Source organism: Clostridium sp. UBA871, assembly GCF_002295255.1.
GTDB lineage: Bacteria > Bacillota > Clostridia > Clostridiales > Clostridiaceae > Clostridium_J > Clostridium_J sulfidigenes.
On record NZ_DBFV01000004.1, the window covers coordinates 867,627 to 890,932 of the forward strand.

20 protein-coding genes are annotated in these 23,306 nt (G+C 31.5%); 1 reads left to right on the top strand and 19 read right to left on the bottom strand.

The annotated features are described in order from the left end of the window. Positions 1–20: 20 nt before the first annotated feature. The 14 genes from B3086_RS10190 to B3086_RS10255 form a co-directional block, all read right to left on the bottom strand. Positions 21–4,352, bottom strand: coding sequence for a PolC-type DNA polymerase III (locus tag B3086_RS10190; protein ID WP_346848366.1), 4,332 nt, complete (start codon positions 4,350–4,352; stop codon positions 21–23). A gap of 15 nt (positions 4,353–4,367) precedes the next feature. Continuing rightward, positions 4,368–5,417 (bottom strand): flavodoxin-dependent (E)-4-hydroxy-3-methylbut-2-enyl-diphosphate synthase, encoded by a 1,050-nt coding sequence (gene ispG / locus B3086_RS10195; RefSeq protein ID WP_346848365.1) that lies wholly within the window; start codon positions 5,415–5,417, stop codon positions 4,368–4,370. 9 nt (positions 5,418–5,426) lie between these two features. Beyond that, positions 5,427–6,428, bottom strand: a complete 1,002-nt coding sequence (gene rseP, locus B3086_RS10200; protein WP_346848508.1) for an RIP metalloprotease RseP — start codon at positions 6,426–6,428, stop codon at positions 5,427–5,429. A gap of 64 nt (positions 6,429–6,492) precedes the next feature. Beyond that, a complete protein-coding gene (locus B3086_RS10205; protein ID WP_346848364.1) occupies positions 6,493–7,647 on the bottom strand; it encodes a 1-deoxy-D-xylulose-5-phosphate reductoisomerase in 1,155 nt (384 codons plus the stop codon). A gap of 260 nt (positions 7,648–7,907) precedes the next feature. After that, on the bottom strand, positions 7,908–8,702 hold the full coding sequence (locus B3086_RS10210) for a phosphatidate cytidylyltransferase (protein ID WP_346848363.1): 795 nt from the start codon (positions 8,700–8,702) through the stop codon (positions 7,908–7,910). Between the two features lie 15 nt (positions 8,703–8,717). Beyond that, a complete protein-coding gene (locus tag B3086_RS10215) occupies positions 8,718–9,476 on the bottom strand; it encodes an isoprenyl transferase (protein ID WP_414632285.1) in 759 nt (252 codons plus the stop codon). Between the two features lie 90 nt (positions 9,477–9,566). Beyond that, positions 9,567–10,124 (bottom strand): ribosome recycling factor, encoded by a 558-nt coding sequence (frr, locus tag B3086_RS10220; RefSeq protein WP_035132788.1) that lies wholly within the window; start codon positions 10,122–10,124, stop codon positions 9,567–9,569. Between the two features lie 17 nt (positions 10,125–10,141). Then, positions 10,142–10,864 (bottom strand): UMP kinase, encoded by a 723-nt coding sequence (pyrH, locus tag B3086_RS10225; protein ID WP_035132786.1) that lies wholly within the window; start codon positions 10,862–10,864, stop codon positions 10,142–10,144. Between the two features lie 192 nt (positions 10,865–11,056). Further along, the gene (gene tsf / locus B3086_RS10230; RefSeq protein ID WP_035132784.1) at positions 11,057–11,977 is read right to left on the bottom strand and encodes a translation elongation factor Ts; all 921 of its coding nucleotides are present in this window, start codon (positions 11,975–11,977) and stop codon (positions 11,057–11,059) included. A 128-nt stretch (positions 11,978–12,105) separates the two neighbouring features. Continuing rightward, positions 12,106–12,807, bottom strand: coding sequence for a 30S ribosomal protein S2 (rpsB, locus tag B3086_RS10235; protein WP_035132782.1), 702 nt, complete (start codon positions 12,805–12,807; stop codon positions 12,106–12,108). A 433-nt stretch (positions 12,808–13,240) separates the two neighbouring features. Continuing rightward, positions 13,241–14,017 carry a GTP-sensing pleiotropic transcriptional regulator CodY gene (gene codY / locus B3086_RS10240; protein WP_035132780.1) on the bottom strand — a complete coding sequence of 259 codons (777 nt, stop codon included), beginning with the start codon at positions 14,015–14,017 and terminating at the stop codon, positions 13,241–13,243. Positions 14,018–14,249: 232 nt separating this feature from the next. Then, positions 14,250–16,334 (bottom strand): type I DNA topoisomerase, encoded by a 2,085-nt coding sequence (topA, locus tag B3086_RS10245; protein WP_346848361.1) that lies wholly within the window; start codon positions 16,332–16,334, stop codon positions 14,250–14,252. Positions 16,335–16,515: 181 nt separating this feature from the next. After that, positions 16,516–17,595, bottom strand: coding sequence for a DNA-processing protein DprA (gene dprA, locus B3086_RS10250; RefSeq protein ID WP_346880167.1), 1,080 nt, complete (start codon positions 17,593–17,595; stop codon positions 16,516–16,518). A gap of 18 nt (positions 17,596–17,613) precedes the next feature. Then, positions 17,614–19,137, bottom strand: coding sequence for a YifB family Mg chelatase-like AAA ATPase (locus B3086_RS10255; protein WP_346893341.1), 1,524 nt, complete (start codon positions 19,135–19,137; stop codon positions 17,614–17,616). A 164-nt stretch (positions 19,138–19,301) separates the two neighbouring features. Between B3086_RS10255 and B3086_RS10260 the strand changes: the two genes are divergently transcribed. Next, positions 19,302–19,664 (top strand): YraN family protein, encoded by a 363-nt coding sequence (locus B3086_RS10260; RefSeq protein ID WP_346848358.1) that lies wholly within the window; start codon positions 19,302–19,304, stop codon positions 19,662–19,664. Between the two features lie 67 nt (positions 19,665–19,731). On the opposite strand, the gene B3086_RS10265 is transcribed toward B3086_RS10260, so the two are convergent. The 5 genes from B3086_RS10265 to rimM all read right to left on the bottom strand — a co-directional run bounded on the left by B3086_RS10265 (position 19,732) and on the right by rimM (position 23,211). After that, positions 19,732–20,478 carry a ribonuclease HII gene (locus tag B3086_RS10265; protein WP_414632286.1) on the bottom strand — a complete coding sequence of 249 codons (747 nt, stop codon included), beginning with the start codon at positions 20,476–20,478 and terminating at the stop codon, positions 19,732–19,734. 67 nt (positions 20,479–20,545) lie between these two features. After that, entirely contained in the window at positions 20,546–21,409 is an 864-nt protein-coding gene (gene ylqF, locus B3086_RS10270; protein WP_035132769.1) for a ribosome biogenesis GTPase YlqF, read from the bottom strand. 122 nt (positions 21,410–21,531) lie between these two features. Continuing rightward, positions 21,532–21,876, bottom strand: coding sequence for a 50S ribosomal protein L19 (gene rplS, locus B3086_RS10275; RefSeq protein WP_035132767.1), 345 nt, complete (start codon positions 21,874–21,876; stop codon positions 21,532–21,534). 112 nt (positions 21,877–21,988) lie between these two features. Continuing rightward, a complete protein-coding gene (gene trmD, locus B3086_RS10280; protein ID WP_035132765.1) occupies positions 21,989–22,714 on the bottom strand; it encodes a tRNA (guanosine(37)-N1)-methyltransferase TrmD in 726 nt (241 codons plus the stop codon). Next, positions 22,714–23,211, bottom strand: a complete 498-nt coding sequence (gene rimM / locus B3086_RS10285; RefSeq protein ID WP_346848357.1) for a ribosome maturation factor RimM — start codon at positions 23,209–23,211, stop codon at positions 22,714–22,716. The genes trmD and rimM overlap by 1 nt, the downstream gene beginning before the upstream one ends. Positions 23,212–23,306 lie beyond the last annotated feature (95 nt).

Genomic DNA, 23,306 nt, shown 5'->3' on the forward strand with positions numbered 1-23,306 from the left:
ATTATTTAAATAAACAGTTGTTAAAAAAGACTTAATTGATTTGTTTCTGGTAAATCCCCTATGGCTCCGTGATTTGCCAAAGCTTCTACTACAGTCTTTGTAGCTTTACTTCTTATACGAAGATCTTCCTTAGATATAAATTCTCCATGATTTCTAGCTTCTGCTATAGCCTTTGCTGCATTTTCCCCTACTCCAGTAAGTCCACTTAAAGGAATTCTTATATTATCTCCTTCTATTGTAAATTTTACTGCCTCTGATTTATATACATCTACGGGTAGAAATTTTATACCTCTTTTGTACATTTCATAACAAAGTTCTAAGGTGGTAAGAAGACCTTTTTCTTTCGTACCTATATTGTTCCCCAAAGCATTTAATTCATCCATAGTATCTTTCATTGCTTCTTCACCCTTTATAACTAAATCACCATCAAAATCGTCTGCTCTAACAGTAAAATAAGTTGCATAATAAGCCTTTGGGTGATGAACCTTAAAATAAGCTATTCTCATAGCCATCATTACATAGGCAACAGCATGACCTTTAGGAAACATGTATTTAATTTTTTTACAGGACTCTATATACCAATCTGGAACATTATGTTCTCTCATTATGGCTTCAAACTCTTCTGATACACCCTTTCCTTTCCTAACCTTCTCCATGATGGTAAACGCAGTCTTGGGCGGAAGTCCTTTATATATAAGATAAACCATAATATCATCTCTGGTAGATATACAATCTTTAAGGGTAGTATATCCTTCTTTTATATAATATTGAGCATTATTAAGCCATACGTCAGTACCATGAGAAAGACCAGAAATTCTAACTAGGTCAGAAAATGTTTGTGGTTTTGTATCTAATAGCATCTGTCTAACAAATTTAGTTCCAAACTCTGGAACACCATAACATCCAACTTCACAACCCAGTTCTTCGGGAGTTATGCCAAGAGCTTCTGTCCCTGTGAAAAGACTCAAAACCTTTGGGTCTGATAAAGGTACACTTTGAGGACTTATTCCAGTTAAATCTTGAAGCATCCTAAGCATAGTAGGATCGTCATGGCCTAGTATATCAAGTTTTAAAAGCCTACCACTAATAGAGTGATAATCAAAGTGAGTTGTTATTATATCTGATTTTGGATCATCTGCAGGATGTTGTATTGGACAAAAATTAAATATTTCATTGTCACTAGGTACAACCATAATTCCTCCTGGGTGTTGCCCTGAAGTTCTCTTTACCCCAGTACATCCAATAGTTAATCTTTCTATTTCTGCATTAGTAGTATTTATATCTCTTTCATCTAAATACTTTCTAACATATCCATAGGCAGTCTTATCTGCAATAGTTCCTATGGTTCCTGCTTTAAAGGTATGACCTTTTCCAAAAAGAACTTCTGTATATCTATGAATATCACCTTGGTTATCCCCTGAGAAATTTAAGTCTATATCTGGTTCCTTATCTCCCTCAAAACCTAAGAAAGTTTCAAAAGGAATATCGTGACCATCTTTTATATAAGGAGTTCCACATTTTTCGCAGTTTTTATCTGGTAAGTCAACTCCCGAACCTATGGATCCATCTAAAATGAATTCACTATTTTTACAATTAGGACATACATAATGAGGTGGAAGCCCATTAACTTCTGTTATATCTGACATGGTAGCTACAAATGAAGATCCAACAGATCCCCTAGATCCAACTAGATATCCATCACTGATAGACTTTGCCACTAATTTTTGTGCTATAAGATAAAGCACCGCATATCCGTTATTTATAATAGAGTTTAATTCCTTATCAAGTCTTTTCTGAATAACTTCTGGAAGATTATCTCCATATATGGATTTTACTTTATTTAAAGTCATGTTTCTAATGTCATCCTCTGCACCCTCTATTTTAGGAGCATAGGTTTCATCTGGAATTGGTTTAACCTCTCCAACTAAGCTTTGTATATACTCAGGGTTTTCCACCACAATTTCCATGGCCTTTTCTTCACCTAAATATGAAAACTCTCTTAACATTTCTGTAGTGGTTTTGAAATATAGTGGAGGTTGATTATCAGCATCATCAAACCCTTTTCCGGCCATTAAAATTCTTCTAAAGACTTCATCTCGTGGTTCTAAAAAGTGTACATCCCCTGTGGCAACTACTTTTTTATTATAGAAATCTCCAAGTTCACATACCCTTCTATTGAGATCCCTAAGTCCTTCTTCATCCTTAACCATGTTCTTCTTTATTAAAAATTCATTATTTCCAATGGGTTGTACTTCTAAATAATCATAAAACTCCACTATATGTTCCATGTCCTCTAGGGACCTTCCTGCTAGAACTCCCTTAAATATCTCTCCAGCCTCACATGCAGAACCAATAATAAGTCCCTCTCTATATTCTTCTATTAGACTCTTAGGAAGCCTTGGTCGTCTTTGATAATAGTCTAAGTTAGAAAAGGATATTAGCTTATATAGATTTTTTAATCCACTCTGGTTTTTGGCTAAAATTATTACATGGTATGTAGGAGCTTTTTTTACATCAAATGATTTTAAATATTCCTTATTAACTCCATCTAAATTATTAAAACCCTTCTCTCTTAACATATCAAAGGATTTTAAAAGAATATCTCCAGTAGCCTTAGCATCATCCACAGCTCTATGATGGTTTTCTAAGGATATCTTTAAGTGTTCACATATTACATTAAGCTTATGCTTTTTAAGTTGTGGAAATAAAAATCTAGCTAAAGGTAATGTATCTATAATTCCATTTTTAAATTGCAACCCAAGATTTCTGCACTTAGACTTAATAAATCCCGTATCAAACTCCGCATTGTGAGCTACTACTACAGAACTCCCTACAAAGTCTAAAAACCTAGGAAGAACATCTTCTATGGTTTTGCAACCCTTCACCATATCATTACTTATACCTGTAAGCTCTGTTATTTTATATGGAATGCTCATCTCTGGATTTATAAGTTCATTAAAGCTATCAATAACATGTCCATTCTCTATTTTAACAGCTCCTATTTCTATAATGCGATCTTGGTGACTTGAAAATCCTGTAGTTTCAATATCAAATACTACAAAGGAACTATTAAAATCTATTCCTCTACATCCGGTAGCTATACCTACTCCATCATTAACTAAATATCCCTCTATTCCATATATAATTTTTATATTATGTTTCTTCCCTGCATCCATGGCCTCTGGAAAGGCTTGAGCTACTCCATGATCTGTTATGGCAATTGCCTTATGTCCCCATTTAGCAGCTTTAGCAATAAGACTTGAAGGTGTAACCACTGCATCCATGGAGCTCATGGTAGTATGAGCATGAAGCTCTATCCTCTTAACTTCACAACCATCCATTCTTTCACTAGGTTTCAACTTTACAATAGACTTTGCATTAATCACTAAATCTTTAGAAAATCTATCAATTTCTACTTCCCCATAAACCTTGCAACATACCCCTGGTTTTAACTCTTCCAGCAGCTTTTCTACTTCTTCATTACTTCTTGGATATATTTTTATAGTTATAGAGCTAGTGTAGTCAGTAATATATAAAGAAGGATATATTTTTCCACTTTTAGCTTCAAATATATTTACCTTAAATACATCTCCAGCCACAGCTACTCTCCCGGAGCCCATATTTAATTCACACATTTCTGTGGTTTCTTCATTTATATTTCTATTACCATATACCACATTGTCATCTAAAGGCTCTTTGCTCTTTCTATAATTCTCCTTCCAAGGACTAGCTTTTTTATCTCCCTTAGTTTCTTTAGGCTTTTCTTTAGCTTTATCACTAGATCTACTAGAAATCTTAGGACTATTTGCTATAATATCACTTACTATTCTCTTTTCTTCAATTTGCTTTTCTAGAATATAATCTTCTTCAATAGCCGATTCATCATAGTATATTTTTACTTCTACTTTAATGTTGAACATATTATAAATTTCGCTTTGTATTAATCTATCTATATTCTTATGACAGAGCATCTTAGATATAAATTCATTGGATATACCTATATTAATTCTGTCATTTTCTAGCTTTTTAACTGCTTTTAGTAAACTAGTCTTAGCAGAAGGAAAAGATGAGGCAAGAGAGTTAATGACATCTATCCAATACTCCCCCACCACATCTTCTAAAGCAACATGTTCTACATCTCTATACCACAAGATATCTATAGTCCCTAAATCACAAAGTTTATCCTTAATAAGATTACATATATTCTCCTTCATAGGATCATCTAAGGGACTCTTATGTTTTAATACTACCTTAACCATCTCGCTTTGTTTTAGATATTGAACTTTATTTATGATGATATCTTCATAAATAGGCAATCTACTATCATATCCTAGTAGTTCTGACAATGTCATTTAGATTCCTCCTATCTATAAACTTTCAATCTCCTTAATCAATTCATCCAGTAAATCTTCTTCTTTTACTTTTCTTACAATCTCACCTTTTCTAAAGATAAGACCTTCTCCATTACCACCAGCTATTCCTACATCTGCTTCTCTAGCTTCTCCTGGCCCATTAACTACGCATCCCATAATAGCTACTTTTATATTTTTATTTATGTGACTTAATCTTTTTTCGGCTTCTTCTGCTATACTAATAAGATCTATTTGAGTTCTTCCACAGGTTGGGCAAGATACAAATTTTATTCCATCCTCTAACATGCCAAGGGATTTTAATATTTCTCTTCCCACCTTAACTTCTTCAACCACATCTCCTGTAAGGGAAATTCTTAATGTATCTCCTATGCCCTGTGCTAAAAGTGCTCCTACACCTACGCTAGATTTAACAGTACCTCTCCATGTGGTACCTGCCTCTGTAACTCCAATATGCAACGGATAATTAACCTTACTAGAAACTATATTATAGGCCTCTATCATTTGAACTACGTCAGAAGATTTTATAGATATGATTATATCTTCAAAATTTACTGCTTCTAGAATTTTCACATGATTAAGAGCACTTTCTGCTAAAGCCTCACTACACACTCTACCGTATTTATTTAAAACTTCTTTTTCTAGAGATCCAGAGTTAACCCCAATCCTTATTGGTATATTTCTTTCTTTTGCAGCTTTCGCCACCATCTCAACTCTACTTATGTCACCAATATTTCCTGGATTAATTCTAAGTTTAGAAACTCCATTTTCTATAGACTTTAATGCTAATCTATAATCAAAGTGTATATCTGCAACTAAAGGAATGTGAATTTGTTTTGCGATTTCCTTTATAGCTTCTGCAGCCTCCATATCGGGAACTGCACATCTTACTATATCACAACCACTTTCTTCAAGTCTTAAAATTTGCTCTACTGTGGAGGATACATCTCTTGTATCTGTATTAGTCATGGATTGTACTGTAATTCTAGAATCTCCTCCAATGTATATATCTCCAACTTTAACTTTTCTTGTTTCTTTTCTCTTCATAATTTCCTCCTAAAACTGAATAGGATTTATAATATCTTTTAGCAATACCAAAACCATAAGAGACATCAATGCTAAAAATCCATAGTAATTAATTGTTGCAACCTTTTCTTTATTTACTTCCTTACCAGTTATGATCTGGAATAGTAATAGAAATATCCATCCACCGTCTAAGGCAGGGAAGGGAATTACATTAAATATTGCTAGTTGAACACTGAATAAAGCCATAATATTTAATAAGGTAAGAATTCCTTGCTGAGCAGCTCTTCCTGAAATTTTCATAATGCTTATAGGACCTCCTACATCATCAGCAGAAACATTTCCTTTAAACAGTTGACCAAAAAAACCAAAGGTCTGTCTTATGGTGCTTCCCGTTTGATTAAGTCCATATTTTATAGATTCAATAAAGTTAGGCTTTACAACCTTAGAATATATCCCAACTTGAAATCTTTCTTCTCCTTCATTATAGGATGGTACTAAATCAAATTTTATTTTTTGTCCCTCTCTCTCTATTTCCATATTAACGGGCTTTCCTTCTCCTGTAAAAATCTCAGTAAGAAATTCTTCCCAGGTAGTAACCATCTTACCATTGACTTCTGTAATCTTATCTCCAGCTTTTATTCCCACTTCCATGGCTGGTGAATTTTCTATTACTTTATCTACAACGTTAGTAGAATGTCCTTGAATACCTCCTACTAAACTAAAGAATAGTATAGCTATTATAAAATTCATTATAGGACCTGCTGCTACAATAGTTAACTTCTGAAAGGAAGTCTTATTAGAAAAAGCCCTGTCATCCACTACAGTTACATCATCTTCTTCTCCATACATTTTTACATAACCACCAATTGGAAGTGCTTTAATAAGATACTCTGTCTCCTTCCCCTTAATAGAAAATAACTTTGGTCCCATACCTAAGGAAAATTCGAGGACCTTTACACCATTAACTCTAGCCATTATAAAATGTCCAAACTCATGACCTATAATTAATACACTAAATGCAAGTAAAGCCATTAAAAAATACGGTATATTACCTATAATACTTTGCAATATTTTTCTCCCCTTCCACTCTATTCACTTATACATATCTCTTTAAAACATATTCCCTAACCTGCTTATCTATGTCTAAAACTTGCTGTAAATCTGGATTTTTCACATGCGGAAACTTATTCATGGCAGCTTCTATTATTTCTTCAATCTGTAGATACTTAATCCTTGCATCCAGGAATAATTCTACTGCAATTTCATTAGCTCCATTATAAATTGCTGGCATATTACCACCAAGTTTTCCTGCTTTAAATGCTAATTCTAAGCATCTAAAAGTGTTTATATCGGGCTGTTCAAAGGTTAAGCTTGAAACGGTTTTAAAATCTAACTTATCTGCTATAGCTGTCCTTCTATCAGGATAGCTTAAGGCATATTGGATAGGTAACCTCATATCTGTGCTTCCTAATTGAGCAATAATTGAACCATCTTTATACTCTACCATGGAATGTACAATACTTTGTGGATGAACTATAACTTCAATGTCATCATATCCAACTCCAAATAAAAAGTGTGCTTCTATAACTTCTAATCCCTTGTTTACCAAGGTTGATGAATCTATAGAAATCTTTCTTCCCATGTTCCATTTAGGATGTTTTAAAGCCTCTTTAGGGGTAATTTCCTTCAAATCATCTCTAGTTTTACCTCTAAATGGCCCACCTGAAGCAGTAAGTATTATCTTATTTATATCTTTTTTTTCATTACCCTGAATACATTGAAATATAGCTCCATGCTCTGAATCCACTGGAAGAATTTTAACACCATTTTCCTTTGCCTTTGCCATAACTATATCTCCAGCAACTACTAAGGTTTCTTTATTAGCTAATGCTATATTTTTCTTAGCTTCAATAGCCTTAATAGTTGGTTTCAATCCTGCAATTCCTACTACAGAAGTCAAAACCGTATCTATTTCTTTTAAAGTAGCAACTTTTTCTAGCGCTTCTTCTCCACCAAATAGGTTTACTTGTTTATTTTCTCTTTCACAATACTCCTTTATAGCTTCATAACATTTCTCATCTGTTATACCTATATATTTTGGACTAAACTCTTCTATAATATCCACTAATCCTTTAAAGTTTCTATGAGCTGTAACCCCTATTAGGTTTACTTTATTTTCTTTATTTCTTATTATATCTAACGCCTGTGTTCCAATGGAACCAGTAACTCCAAGTATGCTTATGTTTTTCACTGTTAACGCTCCTTTAATTTTATCTAAAAACATTATACCCTATAATATGTAATAATACAAAATACTAATAATTAAATTAATTTTAATACCAATAGCTAAATTAATTTTAAAGAAGCAAAAATTAAAAAGGGATTTCCCAAAACAAACTAATCTTAAGCAAATGTCGAGGATCACTTATCCTTTTCCTGCTCAGTACTTAAAGACTTGTAAATTTTTTGAGAAATCCCTTAAATTAATAATACCTTAATAATTTCTTATAATTACGCTACAAAAATATTAATATAATAATATACCACCACAGATACTAGCAATATACTATCGAACCTATCTAATATACCACCATGTCCAGGAATCAAATTTGAGTAATCCTTAACACCCGCATGTCTTTTTATTGAAGATGCCACCAAGTCTCCACACTGTCCAAAAATTCCACCTAATAGACCAATTATCATATAGTTATATAGTGGGACTACTACTCCAAATTTAGTTATAATATATCCATAAATTGTACATCCTAAAATACTTCCTATAAGTCCGCCTATGGCTCCCTCTATGGTTTTTTTAGGGCTAACCCTTGGATTTAATTTGTGTTTTCCTAGATATCTACCAAAATAATAAGCTAAAGTATCACATCCCCATGAGGATATAAATATAAGCCATATGAAGAAGTTTCCATTTTCCATATTATTAAGTAATAATATAAAACTAAAAAATATGCCTACATAAAAACAAGGTAATATGGTCAATGCTACATCAATGAAGTTTCTATCAGTATCAAATACCGGAACTATCATTAAAAGGAATACTACAAGGATAAATACACCCACAGCAACGTTTAAATTAAATCCATGTCCTAAATAGATATAATAAAGTAAACATAATAAATATCCTACTATAGATATAGGTTTATATCCATCCACTTTGCTTACCTTATAAAATTCATACATTCCACCAAGGGATAATAAAACTACAGAAATCTTTAAAAAATACCCCCCTAAAAATATAAATAGTAATAGAGGAGCTAATATCATTGCCCCTATATATCTTTTATTCATTTGCCTCACCTCTTACTATACTCCACCAAATCTTCTATCTCTCTTTTGAAAATCACTAATTGCTCTTCTCAAATCTTCTTTTGTAAAGTCAGGCCAATTTATATTGGAAAACCAAAATTCAGAATAAGCACTTTGCCATAATAAATAATTACTAAGTCTTAATTCTCCACTGGGCCTTATAATAATATCAGGATCTGGCATACCACTAGTATACAAATGGTCTGATATGATTTTATCATCTATGTTATCTATTTGTAACTTTCCTTCTAATACTTCCTTAGCTATTTCTTTAACCCCTTTTACAATCTCATCTCTTCCTCCATAATTTAAGGCTATGTTAAGAGTTAAACCTGTATTATTTCTAGTTTTATACATTGCATCCTCTACGGCAGCCTTTGATTTCTCAGGAAGTTTACTTATATCTCCTATAGAATTAAGTTTCACATTATTTCTATGTAGCTCCTCAAATTCCTTATTTATAAACTCTACTACTAAGTCCATCAAAGCTCCCACTTCTTCTTTTGTTCTCTTCCAATTTTCTGTTGAAAAAGCATATAAGGTTAAATAGTTAACTCCCAGATTACTAGACTCCTCCACCATCATTTTAATATTTTTCATACCAGCTCTATGCCCCATAGTTCTTGGAAGTTTTCTTTGTTTAGCCCAACGACCATTCCCATCCATAATTATAGCTATATGGGCAGGGATTCGCTCCATATCTAATTGTATTTTTTCTTTAATTGCGTCTTTTTTAAACTTAAATATATCCAAAATATATCTCTCCATTTCAAGTAATCATGATGCTATTATATCACAAATACATAATAATAAAACCTGCAATATTTGCAGGTTTTATCTTACATATTATACTGACATTATTGACTTTTCTTTTTCTTCTATAGCCTTATCAATTAATTTGATAAACTTATCAGTTTCTTTTTGAATCTGATCTTCAGCTTTTTTAGATTCATCTTCACTGATTTCACTATTTTTCTTTAAGTTTTTAATCTTATCATTTGCATCACGTCTTATGGATCTGATAGCAACCTTAGCATCTTCACCACATTTTTTAACTGATTTAACTAAATTTTTTCTAGTCTCTTCAGTTAATTCTGGAACAATTAGTCTAATAACCTGACCATCATTACTAGGATTAATACCTAGATCTGATTTTAAAATTGCTTTTTCTATATCTTTCATGCAACTTTTGTCCCATGGTTGAATAAGAAGAACTCTTGGCTCTGGAGCAGATATGTTCCCTACTTGGTTAAGAGGTACCATTGTTCCATAACTTTCTACTAATATTCTATCAAGCATTGTAGGGTTTGCTCTTCCAGCTTTTAATGTTCCAAGCTCATTTTGTAAGCTTAAAATAGTTTTGTTCATTTTCTCATCAGCATTTTTAATGATATCTTTTACCATAAAATTACCTCCATCAATTATTTACATATATTAGATGATACTAAAGTACCAATATTTTCACCTTTTACCGCTCTTATAATATTATGAGGCTCATCTAAACCAAATACTAGAATAGGTATTTGGTTATCCATACATAGGGATGTAGCAGTAGAATCCATAACCTGCAATCCTTTTTCTAATACCTCAATATAAGATAAATTATTAAACTTAACTGCACCCTCATGTTTATGAGGATCTTTATCATATACCCCATCAACTTTTTTAGCAAGCAAAATAACTTCAGCTTCTATTTCTGCTGCTCTTAAAGCTGCTGTAGTGTCTGTGGAGAAATATGGATTTCCTGTTCCTGCTGCAAATATTACAACTCTTCCCTTTTCAAGATGTCTCATTGCTCTTCTTCTAATGTAAGGCTCTGCTATTTCTCTCATTTCAATAGCTGTTTGAACCCTTGTATTAACACCTATAGCTTCCAAGGAGTCTTGTAATGCTAAAGCATTTATACATGTAGCAAGCATACCCATATAGTCCGCGGTAGTTCTATCCATGCCTTCACCACTTCTACCTCTCCATATGTTGCCGCCACCAACAACTGCACCTACTTCAACACCCATTTCAACTAACTTCTTAATTTGTAAAGCAATAGTGTTCGCTGTATCAAAATCAATGCCATACCCCTTCTCTGACGCTAATGCCTCTCCTGAAAGTTTAAGCATGACTCTTTTATATTTCGCAGTTTCCATATATATATTATACCTCCAACTCAATATATTTACACCATATTTTTGTATTTTACCAACCAATAACCAAAATTAACCATAGAAATTACATTAGATACTTCAATATAAATATGACTTTCTCTAGTTATATAGTTATTATAATACATGTAGATTTTAAAAAAAGAGAACCTAGGTTCTCTTTAATATTATCTTGTATTATTTTCCTTGCATTTGTCTTTGAACTTCTTCAGCAAAGTTTTCTTCTTTCTTTTCGATTCCTTCGCCTCTTTCAAATCTTGCAAATTTAACAACTTCCATAGTTGCTCCAAGTTTCTTTCCTTCTTCTTGAAGATACTTGCTTATAGTGTAATCTCCATTTTTAACCCATACTTGATCTACTAAGCAAACTTCTTTGTAGTATTTGCTTATTCTTCCCATAACCATTTTTTCAACTATGTTTTCTGGTTTTCCTTCGTTAAGAGCTTGAACTCTGTAAATTTCTTTTTCTTTTTCTAAAGATTCATTATCTACTTGATCTTTGTTTAAGAATAATGGGTTAGCTGCTGCTACTTGCATTGCTACATCTTTAGCAACTGTTTTTAATACTTCATCTTGTTTTTCACAAGCTAATTGAACTAAAACACCTATTTTCCCATTTCCATGGATATAGCTTTGAATTATTCCATTGTCAACTACAAACTTTTCAAATCTTCTAACAGACATGTTTTCACCTAATTTTGCAATTAGAGCTGTAACAGCGTCTTGAAGAGTTATGCTTTCATCTCCAACATATTTTTCTGCTAATAATCCTTCTACAGTAGTTACATTAGTAGTTGCTGCCATTTTAGCTACATTTGCTGCTAATGCTTTAAAGTCATCGTTTGCTGCAACGAAGTCAGTTTCACAGTTAACTTCTACTACAGAACCTATTTTCATATCTTCTGATATATAAGTAGTAACTATACCTTCAGCTGCTATTCTTCCAGCTTTTTTAGTTGCTGCTGCTAATCCTTTTTCTCTTAAAACTTCTACTGCTTTTTCCATATCTCCATTTGTTTCGCTAAGAGCTTTTTTACAATCCATCATTCCTGATCCAGTTCTTTCTCTTAACTCTTTTACCATTGCTGCTGTTATCATCTTTATTCCTCCTTTAATTTCCTAACAAAAAGGTAAATGAAAGATTTCTCTCTCATCTACCTTTAAAATTTCATATGTTTTACAACCATAGATGAGGCTGTTTGAAATTTACTTAGAAAGTTGCTATATTATTCAGCTACTTCTTCACCTTGTCTTGCTTCAATTATAGCATCAGCTAATCTTTCAGTTATTAATTTAACTGCTCTTATAGCATCATCATTTCCTGGGATTACATAGTCAACATCATCTGGATCACAGTTTGTATCAACTATTGCTATTACAGGAATTCCTAATGTCTTAGCTTCAAGTATAGCATTTTTTTCTTTTCTTGGATCAACTATAAATAAAGCTCCAATATTCTTAGCATCCATGTTTCTAATTCCGCCAAGGTTCTTTTCTAATTTTTCTCTTTCATTTTTAAGTTGAATAACTTCTTTTTTAGGAAGAACATCAAATGTTCCATCTTCTTCCATTTTATCTAAAGCTTCAAGTCTACCTATTCTTGTTTTAATAGTTCTGAAGTTAGTTAACATTCCGCCTAACCATCTGTTGTTTACAAAATGCATGCTTGATCTGATAGCTTCTTCTTGGATAGCTTCTTGAGCTTGCTTTTTAGTTCCAACAAATAATATATCTTTTCCTTCTTCTGATACTGATTTTATGAAATCATATGCTTCATCAATTTTCTTAACTGTTTTTTGTAAGTCAATGATATAGATACCATTTCTCTCAGTGAAGATGTATGGAGCCATTTTAGGGTTCCATCTTCTTGTTTGATGTCCAAAATGAACACCTGCTTCTAATAATTGTTTCATTGAAATAACTGCCATTTTAATATACCTCCTGGTTTTTTCCTCCACTACCATCATTTTTATTAAATACTCCTTAAAGCACCTTTTAATAAATTCAGTAGTGTGTGTATTTTCTTACCTTGTGTATTATATCACATAGAAAATCAATGTTCAACAAATTTTTTTCTAAATAACAAGGTTAATTTTAAATTTTTATTATTTAAAATTCTGTTAATACAATAATTATAATTTTTCATAATTAATATATATTAATTCTAGAATTTTAAAAGATAAATCCCTGAAATCCGCATGGATAGAACAAATAGTTAACTATTTAACTAGACAACTATTCATATAGTATCCTAGAAAACTTTTAAAATACATGTGAGTATTGAAAGAATCATCTTTATTAAAAATAAAAATCCTTTATCAGGATTTTTATTTTTAATATTTTTCTACATATTGTATTAAATTATTTAAGCTTATTTAATTCATCTATTAATTTCTCATTTAGAATCTTTATGTGAGTACCCTTCATTCCTAAAGACCTAGATTCTATAACTCCAGCACTTTCAAACTTTCTAAGAGCATTTACTATAACAGATCTAGTTATTCCAACCTTATCTGCTATTTTAGATGCAACTAAAAGTCCCTCACTACCATCAAGTTCGTTAAATATATGTTCTACAGCTTCTAACTCTGAATAAGATAATGTTCCTATTGCTAATTGAACTATAGCTTTTTTTCTTGCTTCTTCTTCTATTTCATCAGTCTTAGCTCTTAACATTTCCATTCCCACAATAGTACCACTATATTCTGCAATAACTAAATCATCTTCAGTAAACTGGTTAGAAAATCTTGATAACAATAAAGTTCCCAATCTTTCTCTATTCCCATTAATAGGAACTATAGTTGATAGCATATCTTTAAAGTCACATTGAACTTCTCCATTAAATACACAAATACCACTGCTTGGCATATTTGCCTTTGTCTCATCTATATTTAGCAGTTTAGCATTATATTGCTCTGGAAATCTTTTATTTTCAACTACTTGTTCTTTAACTTTATCGCATTCAAATCCATAGGAAAGATTATATCCTAAAACTTTCCCCTTTCTACTAATAACATATACATTACAATCTAACACTTCACTTAGAAGTTCACATATATCATCAAAAACTACTGGTTCTGAACCTGACTTTTGTAAAATCTTGTTTAATTTTCTTGTTTTTTCTAATAATGACATCACTATTCCTCCTTCTTCTTTTTTCATTTTTCATAATGCTATTTATCACTGCAACCTTTTAAATAATTCAAAATATTCTTTTCTTTCACAAATTTTAGAATTGTTTCGTTGCCATATACCATCATAACATATAGAATTTATTCTATCAACATGTTTTTTATTAATTTTCGACATATTTAACCTATTTTTAAATTAAATTTTACTTCAAGGTAATTTTTAACTAATATAACCCATTTTATTTATTATCTGTTAACTCCTTATGTTTACATTCTGAGTTAATACATTCTAAATAATCACCTTTTGCTTTGCTATACCTTTTAGCCATTACACTTCCACACTGAGGGCACTTCTTTTCTGTAGGTTCATGCCAACTTACAAAATCGCATTGTGGATAATTTCCACATCCATAAAATATCTTACCTTTTTTGCTTCTCTTTTCTAAAACATTTCCTCCACACTTAGGACACTTTACGTCTAATTCTCTAGCCATGGTCTTTGTATTTTTACACTCTGGATATCCTGGACATGCAAGAAACTCACCAAATCTTCCTTGTTTTATCACCATAAGTCTTCCACATTTATCACATGGTATGTCAGATACCTTATCTTCTATAGTTATCTTAGCTATTTCTTTTTCGGCTATTTCTATAGCTTCCTTTAGTGGTACGAAGAATTCTTCTACTACAGATTTCCAATTAGCATTTCCTTCTTCTATGCTGTCTAGTTTACTTTCCATTTCAGCAGTAAATTCTACATCAACTATTTGTTTAAAATATTCACTAACTATATTATTAACTATGAATCCTAATTCCGTAGGAAATAATACCTTCTTTTCTCTATCTACATATTTCCTGCTTAATAAGGTGGTAATTGTAGGTGCATAAGTACTCGGTCTACCTATTCCATTTTCCTCTAAAGTTTTAACTAAGGATGCCTCTGAAAATCTTGCTGGAGGTTGAGTAAAATGTTGTTTTCCATCTACAGATTTTTCTATTAACTTTTCATCTGTATTTAAAGTTGGTAATTTTGCATTTCCATCCTCATCTTCATTATCAGTGGCATAGATTTTAGTAAACCCATCAAATCTCACCTTAAATCCTGAAGCTTTAAATAAATAATCCCCATTGCTTATTGAAATTGATGTAGTATCAATTATTGCAGACTCCATTTGGCTAGCTACGAATCTATTCCAAATTAAAGTGTAGAGCTTTAATTGATCATTGCTTAAGGTTTCCTTAGCAATTTCTGGAGTAATCTCTACATTAGTGGGTCTTATAGCTTCGTGAGCATCTTGTGCTCCCTTCTTACCTTTGTAAGCTCTTTTAACCTTTGGTGCATATTTATCTCCATAGATATTTTTTATAAATTCAAGAGTAGCTCCCTGAGCCTCCTCTGATACTCTTACTGAGTCTGTTCTCATATAAGTAATAAGACCGATAGTTCCATGTCCTTTAATTTCTATACCCTCATACAACTGTTGTGCTGTTGCCATGGTTTTTTTAGTTGAAAAGTTTATTTTTCTATAGGCATCTTGTTGAAGAGTACTAGTAGTAAATGGTGGTAGTGGATTTTTAGATTTAGCTGTATCTTTTATATCTTTAACCACAAATTCACCTTGCTGTACAACTTTTATAATATTATTAGCTTCTTCTTCTTTATTTATAATAATTTTTTTCCCTTTTTTACTATGCAATTTCACTGTAAAGGTTTTTGTTTCTGCTAATTTAGATACTTTTGCTTCCACAGTCCAATATTCTTCTGGTACAAAAGCTTGAATTTCCTTTTCTCTATCGCATATTATTCTAAGAGCTACAGATTGTACTCTTCCAGCACTTAATCCCCACTTTATTTTTCTCCAAAGTATAGGACTTATCTCATATCCTACTAATCTATCTAATACTCTTCTAGCCTGTTGAGCATCAAATACATTTTCATTTATCTTTCTTGGAGATTTTATGGCATTTTTTACAGCACTTTTTGTGACCTCATTGAACTCTATTCTACATGACTCTTCAGTGTCTATTTTTAATATGTTAGCTAAATGCCAAGATATAGCTTCCCCTTCTCTATCAGGGTCAGTAGCAAGATATATTTTTTCACTTTTTTTAGCTTGCTTCTTAATCTTATCTAAAAGTTCCCCTTTACCTCTAATAGTTATGTATTTGGGTTCATAATTTTTTTCTATATCTACCCCTAACTGACTTTTAGGTAAATCTCTTACATGACCCATAGATGCTTCTACTACATAATTTTTTCCTAAATACTTCTTTATGGTTTTCGCTTTTGCTGGCGACTCAACTATGACTAATTTTTGCCCCATTCTAACCCCTCCATTATAGCTTATAATTTTTTATTTTATTACATATTTATAAGCACCATGCAGATTTCTCATAATCTTTTTATTATATATAAAATTCTACATCCTACTATATTTTAAAATATTATTATCTCATTGCAAGTCATAATATACAAACCTTATTAAATATTTCATAAATTTTTAACTATTTATTAATTCTAACATAAAAGTTTCCACTTAAACATAAAATCTCCTCTTTTACTTGCAACTCAAATAATAACTTATATAATCGATTAATGTCAACATCAACTAATTTAATTATTTTATCAATGTGTATAGGATTATCATCTATAACTTGATATATTCTTTCCTCTAATTTGCTTTTTACAGTAGTTATATTTTTATTATCTATGGAAACTCTAGAAATATTCAATAAATTCAACACATCTTCTATGTCTGTATAAACATAGGCACCATCTTTTATTAATTTATTAGTCCCTTTACTTTCACTGGAGAATATACTCCCTGGCACAACAATTATATTTTTCCCTTGCTCTAAAGCTGCTCCTACAGTAATTAGCGTCCCACTTTTTTCTCCGCCTTCAGTGACAACTAACAATTCACACATACCACTAATAATTCTATTTCTCATTGGAAAATTTCTACTTAAAGGTGGTGTTCCCAATGGGAACTCACTAATTATACAACCACTGTTTTCTAAAACTTCATGGTAAAGTCTATAGTTTTCTTTAGGATATATAACATCAATGCCACTACCTAAAACTGCAATTGTATTAATGTTGTTCTTTATTGCGGCCCTATGAGCTACAGAATCAATACCTTTGGCCATACCACTTACAATATTTATTTCATAAGGACCTAACTGTTCCACCATACTATTAGTTACGTCTATCCCATATCTAGTACACTTTCTAGAACCCACAATAGAAATATTCTTTTTTTCATTAACCATCGAAATATTACCCTTGTAAAATATACCAAAAGGTGCATCCTCATACTGCAGTAAACTTATAGGATAATCTATATCATAAATAGTACAAACATGTATATCCTTAATGGATTTACATTCTTCAACAGCCAACTCTTCAATTTTTATATATGACTTTTGAAACTTTTCTACAATTTTTTTAGGCAATAGTGTCATATTATCATTAATCACCATTTTTCTCAAGGTATCAAAATCATGATATTCATCATAAATGTATTTTTTCATATTATTAGATACTTCCGTAGTAATAATCCATAATTTAAATAAATCGACCATCTATACTCTCCTAATTCCTTATATTATATCTTCCCTTATGTACTTCCTATATTGAAGTGCTTCAATAATATGATTTTCTTCTATGGATTTATTACCATCTAAATCCGCAATAGTTCTAGCTACTTTTAAAATCCTATTATAAACTCTAGTACTAAGTCCGTATTTTTTGTAGGTATATTCAAGAATCCTATTAGAATCCCCATTAAGCTTACAGTACTTTTTTATATGACTAGAAGACATATCGTTATTATATTTTATATGTTCATTCCTAAATCTTTCACTTTGTATCTCCCTTGCTCTTTCTATCCTAAGGGCCATAACCTCTGATTTTTCTTCTTTTTTATCACTATTTATAGTCTCATAGGATATGGAGTTTACTGGAGTGAAAATATCTATTCTCTCTAATAAAGGTCCAGATAATCTAGATAAATATCTTTTCACTTCGCTATCACTACATTTACATAACCTTGTTTCACTTCCATACATCCCACAGTTGCACGGATTCATAGCTGCCACAAGCATAAAATCCGCTGGATAAGTTATTGTTCCATTTACTCTTGAAATTCTTACCCTCTTATTCTCTAAAGGCTGTCTTAGAACTTGAAGAGCCCTTTTATCAAATTCTAATATTTCATCTAGGAATAACACTCCATTGTGAGCTAAAGATACTTCTCCTGCTGAGGGGTTTCTGCCACCACCAATTAAAGCAGTACTAGTAATTGTATGATGAGGATTCCTAAAGGGTCTATTTCCCATTAATCCCTCATCCTTAAGCTCTCCACTAATACTATATATCTTCGTAACCTCTAGAGCTTCGTCATCGGTAAGAGGCGGCATAATAGAAATAACCCTCTCTGCCAGCATAGTTTTTCCCGATCCTGGAGTTCCATACATAAGTACATTATGATTTCCTGCTACAGCAACCTCCAATGCTCTTTTAGCTGCTTGCTGTCCTATGACATCTTCAAAATCTAATGGACAATTATTATTTTTATACTTTTCTCTACTGGTAAATGTATAGGGTTTTACATCCTTATAAGTAAAAAGATGAATTACCTCACTCAAATTCCTAATAGGATATATATTGGCTTCTTCAATACAAGCACATTCATCTTTATTTTCAATAGGTACTATATAGTTCTTTACTCCATGTTTTATACCTTCAATTACAATGGGAAGAGCCCCTTTAATTTTATTTACATTTCCATTTAAGGACAACTCACCCATAAATATAAAATTATCTGGCTCTTCTAAGAAAAGTTGATTAGTTGCTAAAAGAATTCCTACAGCTATAGGTAAATCATAGTGTGAGCCTTCCTTTCGTATATGAGCTGGAGCTAAATTTATAGTTATTCTACTAATTGGAAAATCTAAAGAAGAATTGGTTATAGCTGATCTAACTCTATCCTTAGATTCTTTTACAGCAGTATCCCCTAAACCTACAATATTAAAATTAGGTAACCCATAGGTGATATCTACCTCTACATTAATTAATATACCTTCCACTCCAGAAAAAGCTGCAGTCTTTATTTGAATTGACATAATTTCACCCTCTAAATATAAATTTCCAACTTTAATAGTGTAAGTATTGACCATTGAATTTAGAATAAATCAACTTTGTAAAAATTTTAATTAAATCAAAGTTTAGCTTTGGATTATATTGTCTAAGATGTAGACAGAGTTCTTTGCATTAAAGGGAGTTTTAAATGAAGATTTTAAATAAAACTATAGGTAATTATGGAGAAAATCTAGCTAGAGAATATATTGAAAAAAAGGGATATATAATATTAGAAGAAAACTTTTTATGTAAGTTAGGGGAAATTGATATTATAGCTAAGGATAATAATTATATTTGCTTTATAGAGGTAAAAACTCGATATAGCAAAAGATACGGTACCCCATTAGAAAGTATCACTAATGCTAAAAAAAGAAAATTGTATAAAACTGCACAATATTATATTTGTTTAAAAAATATACATAAATCTTATTTTAGATTTGATGCCATAGAGGTAACACTGATTTCTTCTGGTGAATCCCCTAATATTACACTGATTAAAAATGCTTTCTAAAAAGTAAATACCTGAATAAAAAAGTAATTAGATAACTTTTTTATTCAGGTATTTTTTATTTTATTAATTATTTGTTAAGTATATTTTTCAGAAAACTTTCTCTATGAATTGGACAGCTACCATGACAAATTATTACATCTATATGTTCTTTAGTACCATATCCTACATTTTTATCAAAGTGATATTGTGTATACTTCTTACTATACTCTTCCATTAAATTATCTCTATATACTTTAGCTATTATAGAGGCACACGCAATGGCAGCACTTTTAGTGTCTCCTTTAATTACAGCTTCATTTCTAATGTTAAATTCTCTTATAGTATATCCATCTGATAATACTATATCAGGAGTAACTTTTAGTTCTCTCACAGCCATCTTGAAAATTTCATTGTTACAAAATCCTATGCCTTCTTTATCTATTTCTCTGTTGGTTTTTAGGGCTATAGAATAACTTATTGCTTCTTTTTTTATTATATCACTTAACTCTTCTCTTACTTCTTTAGTTAACTTCTTGGAATCATTTATTCGTAATATTAAATTTCTTGAATTATTGTTAAGAACTACTGCAGCAGCAACTATAGGCCCTGCTAAGGGACCTCTTCCAACCTCATCTACACCAGCTACAATATCATATCCATAGCTTTTATCAAAATCATATAATTTTTCTACTCTAGCATATTCATTTTTATAATGCTCCACATATTTTCTTAGGGTTTCTCCTAAAGCTCTTACATTTTTCCTATGATCATTGTTTAATACTTGATATATAGCTTCATAATCTGCCTCATGGCTACTTACATCTTTTAATGACATAAACCCACGAACAGAAGATTTTATATCGTTAAATCTCATAGTTTTAATTTCTTTTAAAAAATTTATACTACTCATATTTATTTTCTGTATCAGGTACCTCTAGTGAAATAGGACCTAACTTCCCCCCCCTAAATTCATCTAATAGCATTACAGCTACTCTATTATAATCTATGTTGCCCCCTGAAATTATAGCACCTCTTTTTTTACCTATGTTATCCATATTAGTAAGAGGATTTTCGTCTAATTCTTTAAGCTTATATCTCTCCACTAGCCTTGATCCATGTGTACTTTGAAGTCTTTCTATAAGCTTTAATGCCAATTCCTCAACATCCATTATTTCATCCTTTATAGCTCCAGTAAAGGCTAAATTAAGCCCTACTGTATCGTCTTCAAATTTAGGCCATAAAACCCCTGGAGTATCCATAAGTTCTATACCCATCTTTGTTTTTATCCATTGTTTACTCTTTGTAACACCAGGTCTATCTCCCGTTTTAGCAGCACTGTTTTTTGCCATCCTATTTATAAATGTAGATTTTCCTACATTAGGGATTCCAACAACCATTACTCTGGTAATAATATTTACTACGCCTTTACTTTTAAGTCTATCATGCTTCTCTTTCAAAAGCTCTTCTAGAGTGGGTTTAATTTTGTTAAGCCCTGATCCTGTAAGGCAATTAACAGACAATACTCTAGTTTTATCATCTGATAATTTATTTACCCACTTCTTTGTTACATATTCTTCACTAAGATCGCTTTTATTAAATAATATTATTCTAGGTTTCTCGCTACAGATATCTTCAATGTCTGGATTAGAACTTGAATAAGCTATTCTTGCATCACGAATTTCTATTATTGCATCTACTAACTTTAAATTTTCTTTTATTTCTCTTCTGGTCTTTGCCATATGTCCAGGAAACCAGTTTATACTCATTTATCTCACTCCTAAGAATTTTATAATTAGATATATTAAATTAACTATTTTAGTATTCACCACATTTATAATAAATACTTCTATATATGTAATAAAAAAAGGGACTATCTAGCCCCATTTTCTTACATTCTCTCTTTTACTTTAGCAGCCTTACCTACTCTATCTCTTAAGTAGAATAATTTAGCTCTTCTTACTTTTCCTCTTCTAACTACGTCGATTTTTTCTATAACAGGCGTATTTATTGGGAAAGTTTTTTCAACTCCAACTCCTGATGCAAATCTTCTTACTGTAAAAGTTTCTCTAGCTCCACCATTTTGTCTTTTAAGAACGGTACCTTCAAATATTTGAACTCTTTCTTTGTTACCTTCTTTAATTCTGATGTGAACTTTAACTGTATCTCCTACATTGAACTCAGGTAAGTCAGTTCTTAATTGTTCTGCTTCTATAGCTTTTATTATATCTAACATTGTGCATTCCCTCCTAAAATTTATTATGACGTTCTTACTCACATTGGGTGACAGAGGACCGCCCGTACTAGCACAATCCTCATTTTATCACATAATATTTCAATGTGCAATATTATTTATCCTTTTTATGATGATTCTCCAGCAGCTTTTTATCTTCTTTAGTCAGTTCTACATTTTTATATAAGTCCCTTCTTCTCTCCTTTGTAATCAGTAATGATTTAAGTCTTCGCCACTTTCTTACATTTTCGTGATGCCCAGATATTAATACCTCTGGAACTTCATCTCCTTCAAAGGAAAAAGGTCTTGTATATTGAGGATATTCTAATAATCCTTCATAAAAGGATTCTTCTTCATAACTCTCATTACAGGATAGAACTCCTGGGATCATTCTAGCAATACTATCAACTACAGGTATGCAAGCCATTTCTCCCCCTGTTAAAACAAAATCCCCTAGAGAAATTTCCATATCTATATATTTATATACTCGCTCATCTATACCTTCGTAATGACCACATAAAAATATTAATTCCTCCTCTTTGGCAAGTTCTTTACATAACTCTTGATTTAAAGTCTTACCTCTAGGACCTAAAAATATAACTTTTCCTTTATTATTTTCTCTTAGATGTTTTATGGAGTTCACAATGGGTTCTGGGGTCATCACCATGCCTGCTCCACCCCCATAAGGGTAATCATCAACCTTTTTATGTTTATTAGTAGAGAAGTCTCTTATATTAGTAGTATTTATAGATAATATTCCTTTTTCCATAGCATTTCCTATGATACTATGATTAAATACCTGAAACATCTCTGGAAATAAAGTTAATATATCTATCTTCATTATTCAGACCATACCTTCACTGGTTTTATTACAATTTTATTATTTTCTATATCTACTTCTTCTACAATTGTCTTTAAAGCAGGAACTAGCACGTCTTCTTTTCCTTCTGATTTAATCCAATATACATCATTACTTCCCGTTGCAATAACATCATATATTTTCCCTAATTCTTCTCCATCTGTATCATAAACATAACAATCCATTAAATCTGCAACATAGTAGCTACCCTCTGGTAATTTTATAGCATCTTCTCTTTTTACTTGAAGATATTTATTTCTATAAATTTCGGCTTCTTCAATAGAATCAATTCCTTCTATTTTTAATATAGCTCTATCCTTTTGAAGCTTAACTGATGTAATTTTTATTTCTTTATCATCTATGTATACCTTATCTAAGTCTCTAAATCTTTCTAAGCTATCTGTTAGAGAAAGTACCTTAACTTCTCCTCTTACTCCATGGGGCTTAGTTATCTGCCCAACGCTCATCAATTCCCTCATCATATATCTCCTCACTATTTAATTACTTAATATTATTAACACAAAATTTTTTCATAAACTCAGTTTACCCGATGACTATTAGCTCTAATACTCCC

Bases quoted from the DNA above. Each gene is read 5' to 3' on its own strand.
- trmD (WP_035132765.1), bottom strand. From the start codon at position 22,714: ATGAAGATAGATATATTAACTTTATTTCCAGAGATGTTTCAGGTATTT.
- frr (WP_035132788.1), bottom strand. From the start codon at position 10,124: ATGGTAAAAGATATCATTAAAAATGCTGATGAGAAAATGAACAAAACT.
- B3086_RS10260 (WP_346848358.1), top strand. From the start codon at position 19,302: ATGAAGATTTTAAATAAAACTATAGGTAATTATGGAGAAAATCTAGCT.
- rplS (WP_035132767.1), bottom strand. From the start codon at position 21,876: ATGTTAGATATAATAAAAGCTATAGAAGCAGAACAATTAAGAACTGAC.
- ylqF (WP_035132769.1), bottom strand. From the start codon at position 21,409: ATGAGTATAAACTGGTTTCCTGGACATATGGCAAAGACCAGAAGAGAA.
- rseP (WP_346848508.1), bottom strand. From the start codon at position 6,428: ATGGCTTTACTTGCATTTAGTGTATTAATTATAGGTCATGAGTTTGGA.
- B3086_RS10210 (WP_346848363.1), bottom strand. From the start codon at position 8,702: ATGAATAAAAGATATATAGGGGCAATGATATTAGCTCCTCTATTACTA.
- rimM (WP_346848357.1), bottom strand. From the start codon at position 23,211: ATGAGGGAATTGATGAGCGTTGGGCAGATAACTAAGCCCCATGGAGTA.
- ispG (WP_346848365.1), bottom strand. From the start codon at position 5,417: ATGAAGAGAAAAGAAACAAGAAAAGTTAAAGTTGGAGATATATACATT.
- B3086_RS10190 (WP_346848366.1), bottom strand. From the start codon at position 4,352: ATGACATTGTCAGAACTACTAGGATATGATAGTAGATTGCCTATTTAT.
- rpsB (WP_035132782.1), bottom strand. From the start codon at position 12,807: ATGGCAGTTATTTCAATGAAACAATTATTAGAAGCAGGTGTTCATTTT.
- B3086_RS10255 (WP_346893341.1), bottom strand. From the start codon at position 19,137: ATGTCAATTCAAATAAAGACTGCAGCTTTTTCTGGAGTGGAAGGTATA.
- tsf (WP_035132784.1), bottom strand. From the start codon at position 11,977: ATGATAACAGCAGCAATGGTAAAAGAGTTAAGAGAAAGAACTGGATCA.
- dprA (WP_346880167.1), bottom strand. From the start codon at position 17,595: ATGGTCGATTTATTTAAATTATGGATTATTACTACGGAAGTATCTAAT.
- topA (WP_346848361.1), bottom strand. From the start codon at position 16,334: ATGGGGCAAAAATTAGTCATAGTTGAGTCGCCAGCAAAAGCGAAAACC.
- B3086_RS10265 (WP_414632286.1), bottom strand. From the start codon at position 20,478: ATGTCATTAAAAGATGTAAGTAGCCATGAGGCAGATTATGAAGCTATA.
- pyrH (WP_035132786.1), bottom strand. From the start codon at position 10,864: ATGGAAACTGCGAAATATAAAAGAGTCATGCTTAAACTTTCAGGAGAG.